Origin of the sequence: Mesorhizobium sp. M0088, assembly GCF_040322895.1 — a bacterium.
In the GTDB taxonomy this organism is placed as follows: domain Bacteria; phylum Pseudomonadota; class Alphaproteobacteria; order Rhizobiales; family Rhizobiaceae; genus Mesorhizobium.
On record NZ_JAMYUI010000035.1, the window covers coordinates 46,504 to 70,446 of the forward strand.

Sequence of the window (23,943 nt, forward strand, 5' to 3'; positions counted from 1 at the left end):
GGAAGCCAGTTGCTTGCTTCCCGAACGACGAACGGTGAAGGCCCGGTCCGCCTTCGGGCGGATCAAAAGGTCCAGTGGACCTTTTTAAAGGGCTGAACGCCGAACGGTCCGGAGCGACAGCGAAGGGCCGGACAGCGGGCGCTCGGTCCTCGCCGGCCCAACATGAGATCAACGACTTCGCGTCAAGCAACTGGAGCCAGATGCCCATGACGAACACAACGATCCCGATCCATCTCGACATCAACGGCGACCTTCACGGGCTCGACATCGAGCCGCGTGTGACACTGCTCGACGCCTTGCGCGACCGGCTCGGCCTGACCGGCACCAAGAAGGGCTGCGACCACGGCCAGTGTGGCGCCTGCACCGTGCATATCGACGGCGAGCGCGTGCTGGCCTGCCTGACGCTGGCCGCCCAAGCCGAAGGCCGCACCGTCACCACCATAGAGGGGCTTGCACGCGAGGGCGAAATGCATCCCGTGCAGGCTGCCTTCCTCGAACAGGACGCCTTCCAGTGCGGCTATTGCACGCCGGGCCAGATCATGTCGGCGGTCGCCTGCATCCGTGAGGGCCATGCCGGCTCCGACGGCGAGATCCGCGAATACATGGCCGGCAATCTCTGCCGCTGCGGCGCCTATCCGCACATCGTCGCCGCCATTCGCCAAGCCGCCTTGGAGGTCGCATCATGAGGGATTTTTCGTATGTGCGCGCCAGCTCGGTCGATGCGGCACGCCAGGCGACCGCCCTGCCCGGCGCCATGCTCTTGGCCGGCGGCACCACGCTGGTCGATCTCGCCAAATGCGGCGTCGCCGAGCCCGAGACGCTGGTCGACATCGCTCATCTCAAGGGGTTGGACACCATCGAGGTGAACGAACGCGGCGCCACCATCGGCGCGCTGGCCAGGATGAGCCATGTCGCCGACCATGCCGACATCAAGAGCCGCTTTCCTGCGGTGTCGGAAGCCCTGTGGCAGGCGGCTTCCGCGCAGATCCGCAACATCGCGACCATCGGCGGCAATCTGATGCAGCGCACGCGCTGCCCCTATTTTCGCGACCCCGCGAATTTCTCCGCTTGCAACAAGCGGGAACCCGGCAGTGGCTGTTCGGCCATAGGCGGCGTCACCAGGGGCCACGCCGTGCTCGGCGCCAGCGACGCCTGCATCGCCATGTATCCAGGCGACCTCGCCGTGGCGCTGGTCGCCTTCGACGCAACAGTTCATCTCGGCGAGCGCCAGATGCCGGTCGACGACTTTTTCCTGTTGCCCGGCACCACGCCGGATAGGGAACATGCGATCGAACCGGGCGAGATGATCACCGCCATCGAGATCCCCGGCTCGTCCTCTGCCCGGCGTTCGATCTACCTGAAAATCCGCGACCGGCAATCCTATGAGTTTGCCGCCGCCAGTGCGGCGGTCGGCATTGAGTTCGAAGCTGACGGCCGAACGATCCGCGATTTGCGCGTGGCGCTTGGCGGCGTCGCGACCAAGCCGTGGCGTGCGCGGGCCGTCGAGGCGGCCTTGATAGGCAAGGTGCTGGAGCCGGACGCAGTCCGCGCCGCCAGCCTGCTCGCAGTCGAAGGCGCCGTTGATCACGGCGCCAACCACTACAAGATCGAACTGGCGCCGCGCGTCGTCGCCCGCGCCATCCTCAAATTGGGAGAGACGGCATGACCGTTCACAACATCAGGCATGGAGCGTCCGACGGCGCTTTTGCCGAAGCCGTCGGCGGCCGGCTGTCGCGCGTCGACGGCCCGGCCAAAATCACCGGCGCGGCGAAATACGCCATCGAGCAGCAGCTCGAAGGCCTCGCCTACGCCGTGCTGGTCGAAAGCACGATTGCATCCGGCAAGGTGCGCGCGATCGACACCACTTCCGCCGAGGCAGCACCCGGCGTGCTGCAGGTGCTGACGCCGGACACCATCATCAGCCTGAGGACCGCGGCGGACTGGTTCGGCACGCCGCCGCCCGACAAGCCCTATTGCCCGCTCGCGCGCGACATCACCTTTTCGGGCCAGCATGTCGCCGCTGTCGTCGCCGAGACCTTCGAGCGGGCGGTCGCGGCGGCGGCCCTGGTCAAGGTCAGCTATGACGAGACGTCTGCCATCGTCGACCTCAGCGACGCCAAGGCCGGCGACGGCATCCCGATCGACGCCATGACCAAGGAATGGGGCGATGCGCAAGGTGCGTTCGCCTCGGCACCGGTCCGCATCTGCGCCGCCTATAACACGCCGCGCGAATACCAGGCGCCGATGGAGCCGCATGGCCTGATCGCCCGCTGGGAGGGCGACAAGCTCACCGTGTGGGAGCCGAGCCAATGGCTGGATGGGATGGCGCGCACCTATGCCGAATGGTTCGGCGTGCCGTTCGAGAACGTGCGGCTGGTCTCGCCCTATATTGGCGGCGGCTTCGGCTCCAAGGCACTGGCGCTCAGCCATGGCGCGGTGGCCGCATGTGCGGCCAAAATGCTTAGCCGGCCGGTGCGCCTGGTGATGACGCGGCCCCAGACCTTCACCGGTTACGGTGGCCGCGCCGCGACGCGGCAGACGGTGACGATCGGCGCCGACGCTGACGGAAAGATCCAGTCGATCGTGCATCGCGGCGTCAATGAGACCTCCATCGACGGCATGTGGGTCGAGCCGCTGGGATCGGTCACCTCGATCATGTATGCGACGCCGAATTTCTCCTCGAAGCAGAATGTCGTGCGGGTCAATTCGGTGGTGCCGGGCGCCATGCGCGCACCGGGCGAAAACCCCTCGGCCTTCGGCATCGAAAGCGCCATCGACGAGCTCGCTTACGAGGTCGGCATCGATCCGCTGGAAATCCGGCTCCGGAACTATGCCGAGCAGGATCCGCATGCCAAAAAGGCTTGGTCTACCCGGCAGTTGCGCGAGGCTTTTGCCGCAGGTGCGGAGCGCTTCGGCTGGGCCAGGCGCTCGCCCGAACCGCGCTCGATGCGCGACGGCACCCAGTTGATCGGCTGGGGCGTCGCGGCCGGCACCTATCCGGTTCGGCGCGCCTATGGCGAGGCGATCGTGCGTATCCTGGCCGACGGCTCGGTCGAGGTCGAAAGCTCGTCGATCGACATGGGCCAGGGCACCTACACCATTCTGGCGCAGACCGCCGCCGAAACGGTCGGCGTGCGAGCTGACGACGTGGTGGTGAAGCTCGGAGACTCCCGCTTTCCGCGTGCCGGCGTCACCGGCGGCTCGCGGCTGGCCGGCGTCATGACCGGCGCCGTATACAAGGCCGCGAGCTCAGCGCTCGACCAGTTGGTGGGCCTTGCCATCAGCGATCCGCGGTCGCCTTTCCACGCGCTGCAGGCCAACACGCTGGTCGTCGCCAATGGCCGCATCGCTTCGCCGCGCGGCGACGGCCCCGATGTCTCGATCGCCGAACTGCTCAAAAGCGTCGGCCGCGACCACATCGAAGCCACCGGCGACACCATGCCGGAAAACTCGACGCCAGAGGAGCGCTACAAGAACTACACCACCATCGCCATGGCGCTGCCGCACACCGAGGGCGACTATTCCCGCCACTCCTGGTGCGCGCATTTCATCGAGGTGCGCGTCGACGAGGACTTCGGCACGGTGCGTGTATCGCGTGTGGTGTCGGCGCTGGATTCGGGGCGGCTCTACAACCCTAAACTTGCCGAAAGCCAATGGAAAGGCGGCATCATCATGGGCATCGGCCAGGCGCTATTGGAAGAAGGCATCGTCGACCGCCGCCACGGCCGCATCGTCAATGACAACCTCGCCGACTATCTCGTGCCGACCAATGCCGACATCCCCGACATCGAGGTGATCTCGGTCGGCATCCCCGACCTGCATTCCTCGGTGCTCGGCGGCAAGGGCGTTGGCGAACTGGCCATTGTCGGCGTGGCGCCGGCGATTGCCAACGCGGTGTTCCATGCGACGGGAAAACGCGTGCGGGATTTGCCGATCACGCTGGAGAAGCTGATTTAAGGGCGGTGGCCGATCTCCCCCTTGAGGGTCCCCTTGTGGGGAGGCCAGGCCGCAGCTTCGGGCGGTGGTGCTCCCTCCACACTTTCACCTTCAGCACTCGCGCAACCATCAAGGGGTAAGACCATGAGCGACATCCATTTTGGCACCGGCAAAATGCCCCCTGAAAACATTACCCCCTCAGCATCGCCAACTGGCTGTGCCTTGCCGCGACCATAGCCGAAACCGAGGCCCGCCACGCGATCCGAAAACCGCTGACCCGGACGACGAGCCGTGACTTCCTTATGCAGGTTTTCTGCTCCGTTGCTGCTCAAAGCCCAAATCGGCAAGACCGCGCTCCACGAAGCCCTCAAAGCCGAAAAATTAGCCACATCCACCGTCAAACCGAAATGGGTTCTTCTGGTGACTCCATGGCTAACCAGTTAACCCGACGCTACCCATCGCGGGTGCTATCATATTGATCTCGGTCAACGGACGGCGGGTACGCGATGCGCGGCCACAGGAGCGGCCGCGCATGACGGGATTATCCGCTTAAGCCGCGGTTTCGGCGCCGGCCTCGCTTTGCGCGGCATAGTGCGCAAATGTCGCCTTGAAGCGGCCGTTGACGTATTCGCCCGACGTGATCGGGGGGTACTTCGCAGGATGATCCTCATCAATGCAACTGGGAAGCACCTCGATCACGGCATCATAGTTTGGACCGAAGAAGAACGGGATCGAATAGCGTTCTTTGCCGGAACGGTTCACCGCGCGGTGGACGGTCGAGGCGAAAAGGTCATTGGTCCAACGCGCCATCTGATCTCCCACATTGACGACGAAGCAGCCGGGGACGGGATCGGCCGCAATCCACTCGCCTGTTGCATTCAGTACCTGCAAGGCTGAAATACCATCCTTCTGGGCCAGGATCGTGAAGCACTCATAGTCCGAATGCGCCCCAATGCCGATCTGTCGGTCATCGATCTCGCCAAACTGCGGTGGGTAGTGGAGCACCCGCAAAGTTGCGAGCGGCTTGCCGACCAGCAGGTCGAAATATGTCTCCTCCAACCCAAGAGCCAGAGCAAAGGCATGGAGCAGGTGGCCACTCAGCGTCAGCATCTCGGCATGGTAGGCTTCCAGTGCCGTTCGGAATTCCGGCCTGCCCGCTGGCCACTGGTTGGGACCGTAGAGTACTTTGCCGGCCTTCACGTCCGGATCGTCGGCTGGCACATCCAACGCAATATCATAGGATTCGTGCAGGTCTCCGCGCGCGGTCGGATCCGTATTCTCTTCCAATATTGCCGCATAACCGCGATTATTCTTTGAATTGGAAACGTGATTCTCCATCTTCACGTCGTCGGATTCGGCGAAATACACCTCCGCCACCTCAAACGTGGCATCGATGACATCCTTCGGAACGTGATGGTTCTTGATATAGAGGAAGCCGACTTCCGTGCAGGCCTCGCGCAGTTCCTGGGCGAGCTTTCGCTTGGCCGCCTCGTCGCCTGTGAACATGGGCTCGAGATCAATGATCGGGATCTTGTCGAAGCTGACACGCTGCGGGTCGAGCCCTCCCCCTTTCATTGCACGCGCGCCGTTGCCGGTTTCAAGGACCTTCATTTTTCTGTTCCCTTTTCTTGCTGGCTTGCATCGAAAATTGTTTCGACGTAGTAGCGCGGCCCCGTGAAAACGAAGCCGGGCGAGAAATAGCGGCCGCAGACATCCATGAACGCGGTCATCTTACGCGACGGAGCGTGCGGGCGCGATATGCGGATGCTGACCCGCTTTTCCGCGGACTCCCATGTGTCGAGCAACGGAATGAGGTGGCCGCGTTCACACTCGATCGTGGTGAAGAAGTGCGGTAGATAGGCAATGCCCTCGCCCGCAACGGCGAAGTACTTGATAGTCCAGTATTCGTTGGCGATCAGGTTGCTGCGCGGCAAGATACTTTCCTGCGCGGTACCTTTCTGTAGCCGCCAGTGCTGCAGGCCCGCCGAGGTGCGATAGACAATGCCCTGGTGTTCCGCCAAATCGGCGGGTTTTCGTGGCATCCCGGCACGCTCGACATAACTCTTGCTGGCAAAGAGTGCGAATTTTGCGGTGGAGAGCGTTTCGCCGCCTTCGATACCTTCGTCCCATGAAATCACGGCGTCGAGCATATCGAGGCTCTCCGGCGCGTAGAGAACGTGCGGCGAAAAGAAGGTGAGTTCAATTTCCACCTTGGGGTAGAGCTTTCTGAACGCCATGAGCATCTGCGTGTAGTAGGCCGTGCCGAACTCCCCCGTGGCGCCGATCCGCAAGGTTCCGGTCACGTCGTCGCTCAGTTCCGTCACGGCGGCCCGCGCCGTATCGCAGCTTTGCAGTATCTGCCGCGCGTGCCCGAGCAGGGTTTGCCCTGCCTCCGTGAGCAACAGGACACGGCCGGAGCGCTCGAACAGAGCGACCTTCAGATCGTCTTCAAGCTGCTTGAGCCGAAGACTGAGCGTGGATTTGGGCAGGCCGTACAACTTCGCCGCGGCGGACAATGACCGCAGTTCCGCGATTTTTACAAATGATGCCAGAGCATCGGTGTTCATTTGATCGTTCACATTTCTGTGCAAAATGCCCAAAAAATGAGCATGATTATTTTTGTTGCATGAACGAACGTAATCGGCTGTTATGCACTGCACAAGAGCCAATTCGCTTTTGCCAAATCAAAAAAGACGCTCCGGCGGCAATCGTCACCGTGCAGGGAAGCTTCATGGGCGCGGCATGCTTCCGGCTGAGAAAAACAAAGAAAACAAGGGGAACCACGAAATGAAAGAGCGCAACACGAAGCCGTCCGGCTCAGTTCGCCTGTTCGCGGCGGCGGCCACGGTTTTCGCATCCTGTGCTGCGTCCGGCGCATATGCCTTTACTCTGGAAGGGTCGCCCAAGGTCGCGTTCATCTATGCAAGTTCAGCGCAAGACGGCGGATGGAACGAAGCCCTCGAGGCCGGCCGCAAGGCCGTGGAGGAACAGCTACAGGTGCCTGTCTCGGTGACGGAGAACATACCGGAAGAGGCCACGAAGCTGCGCGCGGCGATCGATCTCTACGTCAAGCGCGGCTTCAACATCATAATCGGCACCACCTATGGCTACAGCGCCCCAATGGCCGAAGCGGCCAAAGCCTATCCGAATGTGGCGTTTCTCAGTGCTTCGGGCACGGAGAATGGGGCCAACATGGAAAGCTTCTATGCCCGCACTTACCAGGGTTGGTACCTTGCAGGCATCGCGGCAGGACAGGCGACGAAGACGAAGAAGATCGGCATCCTCGCCGGCTTCCCGGTCGGCGTGGTGAACTGGGATATCAACAGTTTTGCACTCGGGGCCCATTCGGTCGATCCTACGATCGAAACGGTCGCGGTCTTCGCCAACTCCTGGTGGGACCCGGTGAAGGAAGGGCAGATCGCTCAGGCCATTCTCGACCAGAAGGCCGACGTGCTCGCCACGAATCTGAGCGCGACCTCGGCGCTCGACGCCGCCGAAAAGGCAGGCGTTCCTTCGATAGGCTTTCAGCTCGACATGTCGCATGCCGCGCCGCGGACGATCCAGACCTCCGTCATCTTCCGCTGGGAGAAATATCTTGTGCCGACGATCAAGGAGATCATCGACGGCAACTGGAAACCCGAGGAATACGGCGCCTTCGAAGGCCTTGAAGCCGGCGTGGTCGATCTCGCTCCTTTTGGCCCCTCGGTTTCCGAGGAGACCAAGGCAAAGGTCGAGGCAGCAAAGCGGGAGATCATCACCGGCAAGCTTGATCCGTTCCAGGGCCCTCTGAAAAAGCAAGACGGCACCATCGTTGTCGACGCCGGCGGGAAGGTCGACGATGCGGCGCTCTGGTCGATGGACTATTTCGTCGACGGTGTCATCGGCACCATGCCGGCGAAGTAATGACGACGGCGCTTCCGCAGGCAGGAGACATGCGACAACCGCCGGGCACGCCGGCGGCTCTGTTGATGCGCGGCATAGGCAAGTCGTTTGACGGCAAAGCCGCGCTCCGCGATGCGTCCTTCTGTCTCGAATGGGGAGAGGTGCATGCCATCGTCGGTGAGAACGGTGCAGGCAAGTCCACTTTGATGAACGTGGCGGCCGGCGTCTATGTAGCTGACGGGGGCGACCAATCGATCGACGGCGAAGCGATCAGTTTGCGCAGCCCGCTGGAAGCCGCCGCCGCCGGTCTCGGCATGGTCCATCAGCATTTCCGGCTGGTCGAGAGTTTTACGGTTGCCGAAAATGTTCTCCTCGGCTTCGGTCGCAAGGCTGCTGTGAAAACGCTGAGCGATGCGGCGGCGATCGTTTCCGCCAAGTCGAGCGAGATCGGCCTGCCCGTCGATCCGCACAAGCTGGTAGCGAACCTTTCGATCGCCGAACGCCAGCGCGCCGAGATCATCAAGGTCATGCTTCTGGGCGCCCGAATTCTGGTCATGGACGAACCGACGGCGGTACTGACCGACGAGGAAGCGCGCACGCTTCTCTCTTTTGCCCAGCGATTGTCGAGGCAAGGTCACGCCGTGGTTCTGATCACGCACAAGTTCCGGGAGGTTGCCGCTTTCTGCGACCGGGTAACGATCATGCGGCACGGCGAGACCGTGCTTGACGGTGCGCGGGTTGCGAACGTCACCGAAGCGGAGGTGGCGCGGCTGATGGTCGGCGATGCCTTGACGGTTGCGGGCCGGCCGTCATCTCGGCCGGGCGATGTGTGTCTGAGCGTGGAAAGGCTTTCCGCACGGGCGACCGCTCACGGGCAAAGCCTGAACGATCTCGGGTTCGAGCTGCATGTCGGCGAAATCCTTGGCATCGCCGGCGTCGGTGGAAACGGGCAGGAGGAACTCGTTGCCTGCCTTCTCGGACTCGACCGTGCCGGTGCCGGCGCGATCGTACTGGATGGCCAGGACATATCCACCGCCAAGCCAGACCAGCGCCGCGAGGCCGGCTTGCGCGTCATCCCCTCCGACCGCTTTGACAGCGGGTTGATCCGGGAGCTTTCCATTGCCGACAATCTCGCGCTCACGACCGTCGCCAGCGGTAGCTTCGGCGGTCCGTTTCTCCTGAGCCGGCGGGCGATGCGCGAGAAGGCCGCCGAGGCCATCGATGCGTTCGATATCCGAGGCGCGACGCCGGAACGGCCGGCCTCTTTGCTCTCGGGAGGAAACGCGCAGAAAGTGTTGCTCGCGCGGGAGCTCGATCACGGCCTGAAGGTTCTCATAGCGCATTCCCCTTCTCGCGGGCTGGACATGAAAGCGGCCGAGTTCGTCCGATCGGCGATCCGCGGAGCTGTGGAAGCCGGCGCGGCCTGCCTTCTGATCAGCGAGGATCTCCAGGAGGTCATGGCCCTGTCCCATCGGGTGGCCGTCATGAACAGAGGAAGGATCGCCGGCTGCCGTCAGACCGGCGACGTCACGCCTGAGTGGATAGGAGGCCTTTTAGCAGGCCATGCTTGACACAGCTTTCCTTGTTCGCAGGCAAAATCCCGGCTTCTTGTTGACCAGTCTCAGTTATGTTGGCGGACTGTTGGTCGGGCTGACGGTTTCGGCGGTGCTGCTCGTGCATGCGGGCGTGCCGGCAAGCGCTCTTGTGGATGAGTTCCTGATTGCAACTTTTCTGACCTCGGACGGCCTCTCCCAGACGGCGACGGCCGCTTTACCGTTGGTGCTAGTCGGCCTCGCCTCCGGCGTTGCCATGCGCGTGCGGTTTTGGAACATCGGCGTGGAGGGCCAGCTATGGCTCGGCGCGATCGCGTCAACCTGGGTGGCGCTGAACGGCAGCGGGCCTGAAGTGCTGAGGTTGCCGACGATGTTCGTTCTGGCAGCGCTTGCGGGAGCCGCCTGGATTGCGATTCCGCTTTTTCTGAAACTCAAGTGGGGCGTTAACGAGGTTATTTCGACCCTGCTGCTGGGAAGCGTCGCGTTTCTGCTCGTGCAGCATCTTCTGTTCGGGGTCTGGAGAGACCCTTCCAACAGCTTTCCCGTGACCGCCACCTTTCCCGAGGCGAGCTGGTTTCCCGTTCTGGGATGGGGGCAGTTGCATGCCGGAATCTTCCTGGTCGCCGTTATCGCATTGTCCATCTGGTTCGTCATGGAACACAGCCGGGTCGGCTTCTACGCGGATGCTGTAGGTTTCAACGCCAAGGCCGCGCTCGCCACGGGCCTGCCGGTGCTCAGCATAGCCGTGGGGCTCGTGCTGCTCTCCGGCGCTCTCTCAGGCGTTGCCGGCATGATGATCGTGGCGGGGACGGAGCACCGCCTCAACCAGTCCGTCGGCAACGGCTATCTCTTCAGCGCGATCGTGATCGCCTACCTGGCCCGCGCGAAGCCATTGTGGGTGGTCGTGATCTCTTTCGCGCTCGGCGCGGTGTTCACCGCCGGGAATGTCCTGAAGGTTTTCTACTCGATCTCCGAAGCGATGATCGTGCTGATGCAAGGCGCGGTACTGATGTCGATTTTGATGGCGCAGTTCTTCAGCTCCTATTCGCTCAAACGGCCCAAGAACTAGGAAGGGGCAGTTGCATGGATTTTCTGATCGGCTGGATTGCCATCATTCCGAGCTATGCGGCACCGTTGCTGCTGGCGAGCCTCGGCCTCATTATCTGCGAAAGAGCCGGCGTTCTCAATCTTGGAGCGGAAGGGCTCATGGCGGTCAGTGCCATGACCGGCGCGATGACGGTGCTTTCCGGAGCCGATCCTTGGGTTGGTCTTGCCGCCGGCTCAGCGGCCGCGATGGCTCTCGCTCTGCTGTTTGGAATATCGACAGTCGCCTTGCGCGCCAATCATACGCTCGCCGGCCTAGCCGTCGTCGCAATCGGACTGGGCATCACCGGGGTCGTGGGGCGACCCTACGTGCAGAAGACCTTTTCTGGCATTTCCACACTTGGCGACCTCTTCGGGATAGACCGCGGTTCGGCATTCGGCCGCATTTTCGCGGTGCAGGACCCGGTTACGCTGGCGCTGCCGACCCTGGTCGGCGCGCTCTGGTGGTGGCTTTCCAAAAGCCGACATGGCCTCAGGTTGAGGTCCGTCGGGGAAAACCCGGCCGCCGCGGATGTCGCGGGTATCGACGTGCAACTGGTTCAGTTCGGGGCTGTCCTGGCGTCCGGGCTGTTTTGTGGTCTCGCCGGAGCCTATCTCTCAGTCGCCACAAGTCATGTCTGGGTGGAGGGAATGGTCGCGTCGCGCGGCTGGATTGCCGTTGCGCTCGTCATCTTTTCGCGCTGGAACGCGGCTCGAGCTCTCTGGGGTGCGCTTCTTTTCGGAAGCGCGGATGCACTTGTGCCTAGACTACAAGCCATAGGCGCCGACGTTCCTGTCTATCTCATGATGACTTTGCCGTACTTGCTGACGCTTGTCGTGCTGGTGGCAGGCTCATTGGGCGGCCGGCGCTCCGGCGAGCCGGCCTTCCTCGGCAGGGTCTATCTACGACAAGACAAACAATAAGGAACTTGCCCGGTTCATGAGCCCCGCCGCCCGCATCCTTCTGGACTTCGCGGATTTCATGGACAAGCATCAAGGATCGCCGATGTCTGTGCCGTCCCCCCTCGCCCGGCGCTGACCCTGCGGCTCCGCTCGACGCCTATTCGCGTGCCACTAACCGTGAGATCAAGAAAAAAGCGCCACGGAGACGACAGAGGGGTCGCCGCGCGTAAAGCGCCAACGTCATCCGCAACAGCAGGCCGAGCCCAGCCGGACCGCCCCCTCTGGCCTGCCGGACCCAGCCCTTCGCTTTCGCTCCAGGCGTTCGTCGTTCGGAAAGCCAAGCGATTGGCTTTCCGTCCGCTGCGCGGACCACTCCTCACTCCCCTCAAGGGGAGATCAGCAGCACCAGCAATCAGAACTTGTAGCTGAGCCCGACCCGGATATCCTGTGTCTGGAGGTCGACATGGGTTTCCGTGGGCAGGCCGGCGGCCACTGAGAGGTCCTGGCTGCCGAAGTCGGAGTAGCGGTATTCGGCCCGCGCGATCCACTTGTCGGTGAAGGCGTGCTCGATGCCGGCGCCAACGGTCCAGCCGACATGGCTGTCGCTGTGGAGCGTTACTTCGGCGGCAGGGCCACCGGCGCTGACCGCAATCAGTTCATACTTGGCCGCGGCGACACCGGCAGTGATGTAGGGCAAGGTCCGATCGAAAGCATAGCCGGCGCGCAGCCGCGCCGACCCCGACCATTTGAGTTCGCTCTTGAGCAACGTGGTGACACCGCCGCCGCCGGCGTCGAGGGCCGTCAGCCCATCTATATTGCTGTACATGATGTCGGCCTCGGCGCCGATCACGAAGCTGTTCTCCATCTGGTAATTGGCGCCGATATGGACACCGCCGATAAATCCGTTCGGATCGGTGGAGACATTGAGATCGGTGGCCCCGCCCAGTCCGCCGCCGGCGATGAACAGATTGGATTTTCCGGCCGCGTAGCCGATGTCGACGCCGGCATAGAGTCCGGACCAGTCGTAGCCGGATGCAACAGGCGAAACCTCATTGATATCAGCCGCACACGCCACACCGAGCGGCGCGAGAATGAAGGCCGTTGCGAGAAGAAGAGTTTTCATTGTTGTCTGCTGCCCCATGTTGCTTCCCCACCGCACAAATGAGCTGCGGAGATCCAGCTGTTGTCGAGAAATCCGGTGTTGCATTGTCCGCCCGCCGCGTCTTGGGCTGGGCCGCACCCGAATTGTCGGGGAAAGCATAGCAGCGCTTTCCCGCCTGGTGTGGCCATTCGGCCTCAGTCGATTGGCGTGTCGTGTATCCGGCGGGGTTAGCGGCGACGAAACTACCTGGCACCGCCCGGTGTCGAGCCGAATCGGCGGCGGAAGCAGCGGTTGAAATAGGAGACGTCGGAGAAGCCGCTGAGCAGCGCGATCTCGCTGATCCGCATGCGGTCATTGTGCCTGTCGCGGAGCATGCGATGCGCCCTTTGCAAGCGCAGTTCGAGAATGCGCTCGGCAAAGCTCACCCCGGTTTCCTGCAGCAGGTCATGGACATAGCGAACGGAGAGCCGCAATTGCCCGGCAACGCCCTGCGCCGAAATGGCGGGATCGGCGAAATTATCCCGCATCTTCTGCAGTATGGCTTGCAGCCTTGCCGCGCGCAGGCCGCGCAGGCCCGCCAGTTCGGCCGCTTCGCCCTTGGCGCCGGTCGCAAGGCCGATCAGGTCGACGATCGTTTCGGCGGCGTGGCCGATGAGGTCGGGCGAGACCAGCGCCGGGCCTGCTTCCAGGAAGCTGCAATAGCGTTTGAGCATGCCGAGCGCCTCATTGTCGGCTCCAACGGTCAACGCCAGCCGATCCTCGATATGAGCGAAGGCATTTTCCAGCACGGCACGAGGGAGCACCACATTGGCCCAGACATTGCTGTCGCCGCCGGTCATCTGCAACGCTTCCGAAGCCGAGACCAGTGCGGCCTCGCCTTTGCCGACGTGATAATCGCGGCCAATCTGCGTGCCGCTGAGCACCGTATCGCCATTGTTCACCAGCAGCAGATAGCCGTCGCGACCGTCGGCGGCGATATTGCCCGCCTTGCGGCTGGCATGACGGATCGTCCCGGCCATCTGCCCAAGCACCAGCGAGCCGACAGCGGTGGCTTCGATCGCGGCTTCGAACGACAGTCTCTCCGAAATCGTGTATTCGACCGACCATATCTCGGCGACATGGATGTCCTGCCAGAGCGCGAAGCGTGCGCGATGATCCAGATGCGGCGGCAGATCCGCCGATGAGAAGACGTTCTTTTGCAAGGGGCAACCGGCCTTTTCTACAATCGCGTCTTCATTTCGACACGCACCGTATGGGACCAGATCACGGTCTGTCCAGAGCCGGAAATACTTGTGCGCCAGGTGACAATTCCAGTGCCGTCCTGGACAAGGATTGGCTTAATTTCGTGGATTGGGCTGGTTGAATTTCGGATTACTCGAAAATACCCAGTGCCGACGAATCGCGCCACCCTACTCCGGCGACGGCACCGGCGGCCGTGATGTCAGCGCCGTGCCGAAGGCGGCGACAACGACGGCTGCGATCCCGGCCAACTGTGTTGCGGTCAGGCTTTCATGCAGGAACAGGAAGCCGGCCAGCGCACCCAGCCCCGGCTCCAGGCAGGTCAGCGTGCCGTAGATGCGCGCCGGCATGCGGGTCAGCGCCACCATCTCCAGGAAGAATGGCAACGCGCTGGAAAACAGCCCGACCAGCAGCGCGCTGACCAGGATCGACGGCGACAGCAGCGCGGATCCCGCCTGCGCGATACCGAAGGGCAGCACGAGCACAGCGGCGATGGCCATGCCGTAGGCAGTGGTGCGGGTGCCAAGCTCCGCGCCGGCCTTCTGGGCAAGCACGATATAAAGCGCCCAGAAGCCACCGGCAGCCAGCGCCAGCATCACCCCTATCGGATCAAGCGGCGCGAGGGAATGAACGAAGGGCGACAACAGCAGGATGCCGGCCACCGCCAGCGCGATCCAGGCAAAGTCGCTGGCGCGCCGCGAGCTCAAGGTCGCCACCAGAAGCGGGCCGGTAAACTCCAGCGCCACCGCGATGCCGAGCGGAATCCTGGCGAGCGCTGCGTAGAACAGGAGGTTGAGCGCGCAAAGCGTCACCCCATAGGCGACCAGCCACGGCAGAGTGGCACGCGAGGGCCGCATCTGCCAGGGCCGCAGCACCGCGATCAGCATCAGCGCACCGATGACCAGCCGCAGCGTCGTCGTGCCTTGCGCGCCGATCTGCGGGAACAGGCCCTTGGCAAAGGTGGCGCCGATCTGGATCGACACCATGGCGCCCATCAGTGCCGCGACCGGCAAGGGCGCCGCTTCGCGACGGGCAATCGGCGTCGATGTCACGTGATCCCAACCTCCATGCCGCCGGGTCCAAACCCGACCGGCGGCATGGAGATAGGGCGAACCGGCCGGCCTGTCGTGAGGCAGCGGCGGACTGGCTGCTGGGGCACGGACTGTAGGCACGCCATAAGCCTCCCAGCCCGCGAAGCGTTCATTGCCGCAGTGCACAAGGAATAGCTGGAGATGATCCTGTAGGTGCGAGAGCGCAACGACAACGATACGCTTCAGGCGGTGGCAGCCGAGCGCTTGAAGAGGATGGTGACTTTAGTGCCCTCGCCAGCGCTCGACTTCACGTCGAACTCCGCCTTGGCATTCTCGGTCAGCGAGCGGGCGATCAGCGCGCCGAGTTTGCCGCTCTTGGGCCAGGTCTCGCCGTCCGGCAGGCCGATGCCGTCATCGGCGATCACGATGCGGCAGCCATCACCGTCGACGATGCTGTGCAGCGTGATCGTGCCGCCGTCTCGCCCTTGGAAGGCATGCTTGAGCGCATTGGTCAAAAGTTCGTTCACCACCAGCCCGGTCGGCATGGCGACATTGATCGACACCGGATAGGTGTCCACCTTCATATCGAGGCGGATGCCCTCGACCGCATGCGAGTTCATCACCGCCGACGCGATCTGGCTGAGATAGACGCCAAGATCGACCTCATCCTTGTCATCATCCCCCGACAGCGTCTGGTAGAGGATCGCCAGCGCATCGACGCGACCTGCCAGCCTCTCGAAACGCTTCTGGTCCGGTTCGGCCGCGTTGCGCGTCTCCATCCGGATCAGTGCGGTGATCATCTGCAGATTGTTCTTCACCCGGTGCTGCAGTTCGCGCAGCAGCGTGTCCTTCTCGCGGATGCGCTCATCGATCGATCGCGGATCCTCCGTTTCGCCATGGGCCGAGACGTCGACCAGCGCCACCAGCCGGAAGCAGGCCTTGCCATTGTCGTCCTCGATGACGTTGGAATAGACGTCGACGATCGCCGGTTGGTCTTCTGTCCGCTCCAGCCGGAACGTGCCGATGAAATCGGTGTCCTCGACCACGGCCTCGAACAGCGGACGGTCCTTCAGCTTGTGCAGGCCGGTGCCGGAAAGCGCCGCCCAGTGTTGCCGGGCGAGCGTCGCCGCCTTGAGGCCGGACAGTTTCTCGAATTCCGGATTGGCGTAGACGACACGCTCCTTCGAATCCAGGCCCGAGACGGCAATGGCGATCGGTACCTGGTCGAGGAATTTCTTGAACTGTTCGCTTTCGAGCGCGCTGGCAAGGTCCGGCGTTTCGAGCAACTGCCCGACCGCTTCGGCCTTCTGTGTATCGGATGTCATCTGCGGCGCCTGTGCTGTGCTTGATCACCATCAGTACCAGCGATGCGATCACCCCGCCATCGCCAAAGCACGAGGCGGCATTTTCACGCCCCGCATCGGCGATGGGCGGTGTCGCGCAGCCGCCTCGAAGCAAGCAGTCGACGCCTTGGGAGCGCCTCACGCGGCCGGCTTCGACGCCAGCCGTGGACCGGTCTTGACGTCGACGATCTCCGGCTTGCCGCTGTCCACCGTGCCATCCCAGCCGCCGCCGAGCGCCTTGTTGAGGGCGATGTAGTTGGTCGCCAGCAAGACGCGGCTTTGCAGCAGCGAGTCCTCGGCCGAATAGAGCGAGCGCTGGGCGTCGAGCACATCGAGAAGGCCTGTCTCGCCGGCCTTGTAGAGCATGCCTTCGAGACTTGCCGCCTCGCCATAGGACTTCGCCGAGGAGGCCAGCTTGCCGATCCGGATGCGCTCCTGCGACAACAGCACCAGCGCGTTTTCGACATCCTCGAGCGCCGTCAGCACCGAAGACCGGTAGGCGATGAAATATTGATCGCGCTGCGCCTTGGCAACCTCGACGGCCGCCTGCAATTGGCCGGCATTGAACAGGGGCACGCTGAGCGTCGGCCCGAACGACCAGCCGATCGACGAATTCTTGCCGAGATCGCCAAGCTTCAGCGCCGCCGTGCTGATGTCTCCCGTCAGGCTGACCGAGGGATAGCGGGCGGCCTCTGCCTGGCCGATCTTGGCGGTGTATTGCGCGTATTGGCGCTCCGCCATGCGCAGATCGGGGCGCGACAGCAGCAGGTCGGCGGGAATTCCGGTAGGCATTGGCAGGCGCGGTGCAGGGATTGGCGCGACCCGCTTCAGCCGCTCGTTGAGCGAGGCAGGCGGCCGGCCGGCCAGCACCGCGAGACGGTGCACGGCCTGGGCATAGCTTGCCTCCAGCGTCGGCACCGCGGCTTCGGTGCTCGCTGCCTGCCCCATCGCCTTGGCGACATCGGCGGCGGTCGCCGTGCCCGCCTGCGCCATGGTGCGGGTAAGTTCGGCGGTCTGCCTTTGCGACGCGGCCGAGCGCCGGGCGAGCGCGATGCGGGCCTGGTAGCCGCGCGCCTGGGTATAGTAGGACGCGACATCGCCGACCAGCGTGAGAAGCGTCGAGCGCAGTTCCTCCTGCGAGGCGTCCAGCCCATAGCGCGCGGCCTCAACACCCCTGCGGTTGGCGCCGAACAGGTCGAGTTCCCAGCTGGCGTCAAAGCCGGCCTGATACTCGCTGTAGGTGGCGTCAGAACCTGATGTGGTCTCGGCCGACTTGTTGCGGGTGGCCGAGCCGGAGCCGTCGACCGACGGCAGCAACGTGCCGGCACTCTGGCGGTAGCTGGCGCGCGCCTCGCGGATTTTTGCCTTGGCGGTGGCGACATCGAGATTGCCGGCAACCGCTTCGTCGACAAGCGTGTTCAGCTCGGGATCGCGTAGCCGCTGCCACCATTTCGACAGTTGCGCCGGCTGGGCTGGCTTTGTCGGCTTCTGGCCGCTCCAGCTTGCAGGCATCGCCAATAGGGGCGTCTGATAATCCGGACCGACGACGCATCCCGCGAGCAGGACAGCGGTAATCATAGGCGCAAGAAGCCGCCTCGCGGCCACCGAGCCACGTTCCAAACCTGTCATGTGAAGTTTTCCTATTGCTGGTTGGCCGTCACCGGCGTTTCGCCCGTATCTGGTTTGGCCGCCCTGCCCTTGAAGATGCGCCGCACGGTGACGAACAGCAGCGGCACCAGGAAGACACCGATCACCGTCGCTGCGATCATCCCGCCCATCACGCCGATGCCGACGGAGTTCTGCGCACCCGAGCCCGCACCGCTGGCAATCGCCAGCGGCAACACGCCGAGGATGAAGGCCAGCGACGTCATCAGGATCGGCCGCAGCCGCTGTCGCGCCGCCTCCAGCGTCGCCTCCACCAGCCCCATGCCGGCGGCCTGCCGCTCGATGGCGAACTCGACGATGAGGATAGCGTTCTTGGCGGCAAGACCGATCGTGGTCAAAAGGCCGACCTTGAAATAGACGTCGTTGGACTGGCCGAACAGGCTTGCCGCCAGCAGCGCGCCGAAGATGCCGATCGGCACCGACAGCATGACCGCGAACGGAATCGACCAGCTCTCATAAAGTGCTGCCAGGCACAGGAACACCACAAGTGCCGAGATCGCATAGAGCGACAGCGCCTGGTTGCCGGAAAGCTTCTCCTGGTGCGACAGCCCTGTCCATTCGTGCGAATAGCCGGCGGGCAGTTGCGCGACAAGCTTGTCGATCTCGTCCATGGCGGCACCCGAGCTGATGCCCGTGGCCGCCGCGCCCTGAATCTCGACCGCCGCCGACCCATTGTAGCGTTCGAGCCTGGGCGAACCGAATGTCCAATGGCTGGAAGCAAAGGCCGAGAACGGCACCATCGCCCCGCTGGCATTGCGGACCTGCCATTTGTCCAAATCTTCCGGCTGCATGCGGAAGTTCGGGTCCGATTGCAGATAGACCGGTTTCACCCGCCCGCGGTCGATGAAATCGTTGACGTAGTCGCTGCCCCAGGCGGTCGACAGTGTGTTGTTGATGTCGGCCAGGCTGACGCCGAGCGCGCTGGCCTTTTCCTGGTCGATGTCGACGGAGAATTGCGGCTGATCCTCCTGGCCATTGGGGCGGGTGTTGGCGAGCAGCTTGCTCTGCCCGGCCAGGGCCAGAAGCTGGTTGCGCGTCTGGATCAGCGCGTCATGGCCGGCGCCGTTGACGTCCTGCAGGTAGAAGTCGAAGCCGTTGGTGTTGCCGAAGCCCTGGATGGCGGGCGGCGCAAGCGCGAAGACCTGCGCATCCCTGATTTTGGAAAACGCACCCATCGCCCGGCCGGCGATTGCCTGCGCCGCGGAAGCCGCCGATTTGCGCAGGTCGAAATCCTTCAGCCGCACAAAAGCGATGCCGACATTCTGCCCTGCGCCGCCGAAGCCGAAGCCGGAAGCGGTGAACACCCCGTCGACGACGTCCTTCTCCTGGTTGAGATAGTGATCGGTCACTTCTGCCAGCACGCGCTCCGTGCGATCCTGCGTCGCGCCGACCGGCAGCTGTACGCTGGTGATCAGGATGCCCTGGTCCTCTTCCGGCAGGAACGAACTCGGCAGCCGGGCAAACATCCAGCCCACGGCAACGACGATGGCCAGGAACACGGCGAGGAAGCGCCAGGACCGGTTGATGATGCCGTGCGAGCCGTCGCGATAGGCAAGCGTGCCGCGATCGAAGACGCGGTTGAACCAGCCGAACGGACCGGTCTGCGTCGCATGGTCCTTGGGCGGCCGCAGGATGGTGGCGCACAGTGCGGGCGTCAGCACAAGGGCGACCAGCACGGACAGCACCATAGCCGAGACGATGGTCACCGAGAATTGCCGGTAGATGATGCCGGTCGAGCCGCCGAAGAAAGCCATCGGCACGAATACCGCCGAAAGCACGGTGGCGATGCCGATCAGCGCTCCGGTGATTTCGTGCATCGACTTGCGCGTCGCCTCCTTCGGCGACAGGCCTTCCTCCTGCATCACGCGTTCGACATTCTCGACGACGACGATGGCGTCGTCGACGAGCAGGCCGATGGCCAGCACCATGGCGAACATGGTCAGCGTGTTGACGGAATAGCCGAACAGCGACAGCACGCCGAACGTGCCGAGCAGCACCACCGGCACGGCGATCGTCGGGATGATGGTGGCGCGCAGATTCTGCAGGAAGATGAACATCACCAGGAACACCAGCACGATCGCTTCGGCCAGCGTCTTGACCACCTCCTCGATCGACAGCCGCACGAAAGGCGAGGTGTCGTAGGGATAGACGACCTCGACGCCTTGCGGGAAGGTCGAGCTCAGGCGGGCGATCGTCGAGCGCACCGCCTCGGCGGTGTTGATGGCGTTGGCGCCGGTCGCCAAGTTGACGGCGACGCCAGCCGCCGGCTTGCCATTGTAATTGGCCTGTGTCGTATAGCTTTCGGCGCCGAGTTCGACGGTGGCGACATCGTTGAGGCGAACCAGCGAGCCGTCGGTCTGGCTCTTCAGGATGATGTTGCGGAACTGTTCGGCGGTCTGCAGCCGGCTCTTGGCCGTCACCGTGGCATTGAGCTGCTGGCCCTTGCGCGCCGGCAGGCCGCCGAGCTGGCCGGCAGAAACCTGCGTGTTCTGCGCCTCGATGGCGGTCGCCACGTCGCTCGGCATCAGGGCATACTTGGCGAGCTGGTCCGGATCGAGCCAGATGCGCATGGCATAGCCGGAGCCGAACAGCTGCGTCGAGCCGACGCCTTCGACGCGCTTCAGCGTGTCGTTGACGGTGGCGTCGACATAGTCGGCGAGATCGGTCGAGTTCATCTTGCCGTCGGTCGAGACGAAGCCGATGACCATAAGGAAGCCGGTCGAGGATTTGGAGACGGTGATGCCATTGCTCTGCACCACCTGCGGCAGCTGCGACTGCACCAGCTGAAGCTTGTTTTGCGTCTGCACCTGGGCGGTGTCGGGATCGGCTGCGGTGGTGAAGGTCAGCGTGATCGAGGCCGAACCGGTCGAGGTCGACGTCGCCGTCATGTAGTCCAGATTGTCGATGCCGGTCATGCCTTGCTCGATGACCTTGGTCACCGAGTTCTCGACCGTCTGCGCGTCGGCGCCCGGATAGGTGGCGCTGATGTTGACTGTCGTCGGCGCGATCTGCGGATATTGCGAGATCGGCAGTGAGGTGAGCGCCAGAAGCCCGCCCAGCATGATCACGATGGCGATCACCCAGGCGAAGATCGGCCGGTTGATGAAGAATACGGACATCGCCTCAGTTCCCGGTCGCGGCGGCAGGCGCCGGTTTGGCAGCGTTGGACGCGGCCGGTGCGGCGGACGTGCCCTGCCCGCGATCCTTGACCTCGCCGGTCGTCTCGTCGATCGTCACCTCAACGCCCGTCGCATCGCCGCCGGGGCGCACCAGCTGCATGCCCTCGACAATGACACGATCACCGTCGCCGACACCCGAATCCACCAGCCAGTTGTTGCCGACGCTGTTGCGCACCGCGAGCACCCGCGTCTCGACCTTGCCCTGCGCATTGATGACCATGGCCGTGGCCTCACCCTTGGTGTTGCGGCTGACGGCGCGCTGCGGCACCAGGAAACTGTTCTGGGCAACGCCCTCCTCGACCAGCGCCCGCACATACATGCCGGGCAGCAGCAAGCGATCGGGATTGGGGAATTCGGCCCTGAGCGCGAAGGTGCCGGTGGTCTGGTCGACATTGGCGCCGGCGAATTCCAGCTTGCCGGTCTGCGTGTAGATGGTGCCGTTCTCGAGCTTCAGCTTGACGCTGACATTGGGGCCGCTGAACTTCAGCCGCCCTTCCGAGATCGCCTGGCGCAGATTGAGCAGGTTGGTGCTCGATTGCGTGACGTCGACATTGATCGGATCGAGGGCACGGATGGTGGTCAGCACAGTGTCCTGGTTGGCGGTCACCAACGCGCCGGGCGTCAGCGTGGACTTGTCGATGCGGCCGGCGATCGGCGCCGTGATCGAGGTGCGGTCGAGACTGATGCGCGCCGTCTCGGCGCTGGCCTTGGCCGAGGCGACATCGGCTTGCGCCTGCGCCAGCGTGGCGGCGGCATCGTCATAATCCTGTTTGGAAACAACGTTCTGTTTCAAAAGCCCTGCATAACGGTCGAACTTGGCCTGCGCAGTCGGCACCGCCGCTTGCGCCTTCTGCTGGGCGGCGACCGCGCTGTCATAGGCTGCCTTGTAGCTTGCCGGATCGATCAGGTAGAGCGGCTGTCCCGCAGCAACTTCGCTGCCCTCCTTGAACAGGCGCTGCTGGATGATGCCGTTCACTTGCGGGCGCACCTCGGCAACCAGCGAAGCCGCCGTGCGCCCCGACAGTTCGGCGGTGATCGCCACCGATTGCGGATGCAAGGTGACGACGCCGACTTCCGGTTTGCCGGGCGCGCCCATGCCGGTGGGGGCGCTGCCCTCCTGCGAGCAGGACGCCAGCAGAAAGGTAGCGGCGAACATCGCGGCCCAGGGCGCCAGATGGCGTGCCGAAAAACGAGGCTGGCTAGGCTTGGAAATCATGGCCTGGATCTTTCCCTGGAGTTGTGTACGCGTTGGCAATGGACCGCTTGGTCGAGGGGCATGCCGATCCATATGATGATAGGCCGCACCATGATGATAGGCCGCACCCGTCGGCGGGCGGCGACGAGCAATGCTTGGAAGCGGCTCATGTCGCGCTCCTTCTCGGCGGCCGGAGCTGCTCGAAAGTCGAGTAGCTGGCCTCGATGCCCACCAACATCATTATGCCGATCAGCGAGGACATGCCAAGCGCCTTGCCGGAGTTCACGCGATCTTGCGGTCATGATGTCCATGGTTGTCGAGCGGCTGCGAGAGCGGAAGCGACAGCCGCCAGGCGGCGAAGCGCAGGCGGATCGCGCCCTTCAGCATGTCGACCGGGAGCGCCAGCGGCATATCGCGCCCGGCAGGACCGAACGAGAGCCTCGGGCTGGCGGACGCGAGCAGCCGCAGCATGATCATGGCTTCCCACATTGTCGTGCTTCCATTGCATGGTTCGAATTGGCGTCATTCGAACTGGACGTGATTGAAACGAGGGATGGCAGGGATACGCCCGCCATCCCCCGGAGAACCGGCCGGCCCGAGAACGGGTTGGGTACCGGGCCGGCCGGTGCAGTCGGTCAGAGTTGTCAGTCGTTCCCGGGCTGGGGCGAGAGCTGCCTGCCATCGTTGGGCAGGCCTCTGGGGCCGGCTGCATCGTTCGGCGGCCCGCCCCAGGGACCGGGGGGTGATCCATGGGGGCGTTCCGCCGAAGCGAGGACTTCGAGTTGTTCGGGCGTCAGCTTGGCACGCAGTTCCGCGATCGCGTCCTTCAGTTTACCGGCCGAAACCGCGCGGGCGGTGACATCGTCGGCCAGCTTTTCCTGGAACGCGAAAGGATCAGGCTTGCCGCCGGGACCCGCCGCGTCGGGACCCTTCGCTTCAGCACTACCGGGCCGCCCGTGGTCAGGCTGAGGCGGCGAAAGCACCGCCTGCAGCGCGCTGGTGTAGTCGCGCCAGGCGTCGAGTTGTTCGGTGCGGATGCCAACGCGGGTCTCCAGCGCGGCGAGCCGGGCGGCCAGCATGAATTCCGGCGGCGGACCCATGCGGCGGGGGCCAAAGCCCTGCCAGCCAAAACCCTGTGAGCCAGGCCGCATCGGTCCATGCGGGCCGGGTCCAGCCATCGGGCCGTGATCCAGGCCCTCCTGAATGGCCATGACAGGTGGCGGCTCGCCGGGTCCGGCGCCGGGATCGGGCTGCGCTGCCAGCGCGGGGTGAATTGCGGCGACGGAAAACAGGCCGAGCGCAAGAAGTCTGCTTCGCATAAAGATGTTCCTTTCTCTCATGCTTCGGACAGTTCAGAGGATAGGAAGCGTCTTTGTCCGCTTCGCGTCGGCGTGTTGCCGAAGGTTTCCGCAAAAGGGCAATTTGTTTCCGAATGTTTCCCTCGGGCCCCCGGAAACGTTCGGTTGCAATTTTCCATGCCGCTCGGGCGCGGCTCCTCCTATAATCGTGGCCAAGGCAAGGGCACGATTGATGCAGTCACAACCCCATATCCTCGTCGTTGACGACGACCGCGAGATCAGGACGCTTCTCCAGCGCTATCTCGACAGCCAGGGCTTTCGCGTCACGGCGGCGGCGGACCGGCGCGAATGCGAGCAACGGCTTGGCTCAGGCCAATTCGACCTGATCGTGCTCGACGTCATGCTGCCGGACGGCTCGGGGCTCGATATCTGCCGCGGGGGGGGGGGCCCCCCGCCCCCCCCCCCCCGGCAGCGGGAGCGGCGGCGGTTGGGTGATTTGGGCCCCCGCAACGCGCAGGGGCAGCGGCGCCCCCC

At 63.8% G+C, this 23,943-nt stretch carries 19 protein-coding genes; 8 read left to right on the forward strand and 11 right to left on the reverse strand.

Annotated features, from left to right (window positions below; genetic code table 11):
- Nucleotides 1–206 precede the first annotated feature (206 nt).
- From NKJ67_RS31670 to NKJ67_RS31680, 3 genes are read left to right on the forward strand one after another with little or no spacing between them, the layout of a single operon-like run.
- Nucleotides 207–686 carry a (2Fe-2S)-binding protein gene (locus NKJ67_RS31670; protein ID WP_292336814.1) on the forward strand — a complete coding sequence of 160 codons (480 nt, stop codon included), beginning with the start codon at nucleotides 207–209 and terminating at the stop codon, nucleotides 684–686.
- Nucleotides 683–1,666 carry an FAD binding domain-containing protein gene (locus tag NKJ67_RS31675; RefSeq protein WP_352585245.1) on the forward strand — a complete coding sequence of 328 codons (984 nt, stop codon included), beginning with the start codon at nucleotides 683–685 and terminating at the stop codon, nucleotides 1,664–1,666. The genes NKJ67_RS31670 and NKJ67_RS31675 overlap by 4 nt, the downstream gene beginning before the upstream one ends.
- On the forward strand, nucleotides 1,663–3,957 hold the full coding sequence (locus tag NKJ67_RS31680) for a xanthine dehydrogenase family protein molybdopterin-binding subunit (protein WP_352585247.1): 2,295 nt from the start codon (nucleotides 1,663–1,665) through the stop codon (nucleotides 3,955–3,957). The genes NKJ67_RS31675 and NKJ67_RS31680 overlap by 4 nt, the downstream gene beginning before the upstream one ends.
- Before the next feature lie 528 nt (nucleotides 3,958–4,485).
- Here NKJ67_RS31680 and NKJ67_RS31685 read toward each other — a convergent pair.
- Together NKJ67_RS31685 and NKJ67_RS31690 are read right to left on the reverse strand one after the other, a co-directional pair.
- Nucleotides 4,486–5,547, reverse strand: coding sequence for an isopenicillin N synthase family dioxygenase (locus NKJ67_RS31685; RefSeq protein ID WP_164898615.1), 1,062 nt, complete (start codon nucleotides 5,545–5,547; stop codon nucleotides 4,486–4,488).
- Nucleotides 5,544–6,503: a LysR family transcriptional regulator gene (locus NKJ67_RS31690; RefSeq protein WP_127268795.1), complete on the reverse strand. Its 960-nt coding sequence runs from the start codon at nucleotides 6,501–6,503 to the stop codon at nucleotides 5,544–5,546. The genes NKJ67_RS31685 and NKJ67_RS31690 overlap by 4 nt, the downstream gene beginning before the upstream one ends.
- A gap of 220 nt (nucleotides 6,504–6,723) precedes the next feature.
- Here NKJ67_RS31690 and NKJ67_RS31695 point away from each other — a divergent pair, with 220 nt between their 5' ends.
- The 4 genes from NKJ67_RS31695 to NKJ67_RS31710 all read left to right on the forward strand — a co-directional run bounded on the left by NKJ67_RS31695 (nucleotide 6,724) and on the right by NKJ67_RS31710 (nucleotide 11,378).
- The gene (locus tag NKJ67_RS31695; RefSeq protein ID WP_352585249.1) at nucleotides 6,724–7,839 is read left to right on the forward strand and encodes a BMP family ABC transporter substrate-binding protein; all 1,116 of its coding nucleotides are present in this window, start codon (nucleotides 6,724–6,726) and stop codon (nucleotides 7,837–7,839) included.
- Between the two features lie 65 nt (nucleotides 7,840–7,904).
- Nucleotides 7,905–9,389 carry an ABC transporter ATP-binding protein gene (locus NKJ67_RS31700; protein ID WP_352585250.1) on the forward strand — a complete coding sequence of 495 codons (1,485 nt, stop codon included), beginning with the start codon at nucleotides 7,905–7,907 and terminating at the stop codon, nucleotides 9,387–9,389.
- Nucleotides 9,382–10,440 carry an ABC transporter permease gene (locus NKJ67_RS31705; protein WP_127270302.1) on the forward strand — a complete coding sequence of 353 codons (1,059 nt, stop codon included), beginning with the start codon at nucleotides 9,382–9,384 and terminating at the stop codon, nucleotides 10,438–10,440. Before NKJ67_RS31700 ends, NKJ67_RS31705 begins: the two co-directional genes overlap by 8 nt.
- A gap of 14 nt (nucleotides 10,441–10,454) precedes the next feature.
- On the forward strand, nucleotides 10,455–11,378 hold the full coding sequence (locus NKJ67_RS31710) for an ABC transporter permease (protein ID WP_127270303.1): 924 nt from the start codon (nucleotides 10,455–10,457) through the stop codon (nucleotides 11,376–11,378).
- A gap of 391 nt (nucleotides 11,379–11,769) precedes the next feature.
- Here NKJ67_RS31710 and NKJ67_RS31715 read toward each other — a convergent pair whose 3' ends face one another.
- The 9 genes from NKJ67_RS31715 to NKJ67_RS31755 all read right to left on the reverse strand — a co-directional run bounded on the left by NKJ67_RS31715 (nucleotide 11,770) and on the right by NKJ67_RS31755 (nucleotide 23,430).
- Entirely contained in the window at nucleotides 11,770–12,480 is a 711-nt protein-coding gene (locus NKJ67_RS31715; RefSeq protein ID WP_164762590.1) for an outer membrane protein, read from the reverse strand.
- 221 nt (nucleotides 12,481–12,701) lie between these two features.
- Nucleotides 12,702–13,661 carry an AraC family transcriptional regulator gene (locus NKJ67_RS31720; RefSeq protein WP_352585251.1) on the reverse strand — a complete coding sequence of 320 codons (960 nt, stop codon included), beginning with the start codon at nucleotides 13,659–13,661 and terminating at the stop codon, nucleotides 12,702–12,704.
- Between the two features lie 207 nt (nucleotides 13,662–13,868).
- A complete protein-coding gene (locus NKJ67_RS31725) occupies nucleotides 13,869–14,750 on the reverse strand; it encodes an EamA family transporter (protein WP_352585252.1) in 882 nt (293 codons plus the stop codon).
- Between the two features lie 221 nt (nucleotides 14,751–14,971).
- A complete protein-coding gene (locus NKJ67_RS31730) occupies nucleotides 14,972–16,054 on the reverse strand; it encodes a sensor histidine kinase (RefSeq protein ID WP_352585253.1) in 1,083 nt (360 codons plus the stop codon).
- 156 nt (nucleotides 16,055–16,210) lie between these two features.
- Nucleotides 16,211–17,701 carry an efflux transporter outer membrane subunit gene (locus tag NKJ67_RS31735; RefSeq protein WP_352585254.1) on the reverse strand — a complete coding sequence of 497 codons (1,491 nt, stop codon included), beginning with the start codon at nucleotides 17,699–17,701 and terminating at the stop codon, nucleotides 16,211–16,213.
- Between the two features lie 11 nt (nucleotides 17,702–17,712).
- Entirely contained in the window at nucleotides 17,713–20,856 is a 3,144-nt protein-coding gene (locus NKJ67_RS31740) for an efflux RND transporter permease subunit (protein WP_352585255.1), read from the reverse strand.
- 4 nt (nucleotides 20,857–20,860) lie between these two features.
- On the reverse strand, nucleotides 20,861–22,132 hold the full coding sequence (locus NKJ67_RS31745; protein WP_372337973.1) for an efflux RND transporter periplasmic adaptor subunit: 1,272 nt from the start codon (nucleotides 22,130–22,132) through the stop codon (nucleotides 20,861–20,863).
- Between the two features lie 261 nt (nucleotides 22,133–22,393).
- Nucleotides 22,394–22,600: a hypothetical protein gene (locus NKJ67_RS31750; RefSeq protein ID WP_352585256.1), complete on the reverse strand. Its 207-nt coding sequence runs from the start codon at nucleotides 22,598–22,600 to the stop codon at nucleotides 22,394–22,396.
- A 155-nt stretch (nucleotides 22,601–22,755) separates the two neighbouring features.
- On the reverse strand, nucleotides 22,756–23,430 hold the full coding sequence (locus NKJ67_RS31755) for a hypothetical protein (protein ID WP_352585258.1): 675 nt from the start codon (nucleotides 23,428–23,430) through the stop codon (nucleotides 22,756–22,758).
- A 211-nt stretch (nucleotides 23,431–23,641) separates the two neighbouring features.
- Between NKJ67_RS31755 and NKJ67_RS31760 the strand changes: the two genes are divergently transcribed.
- On the forward strand, nucleotides 23,642–23,943 hold a 302-nt coding region (locus NKJ67_RS31760), incomplete at its 3' end, for a response regulator (RefSeq protein WP_352585260.1).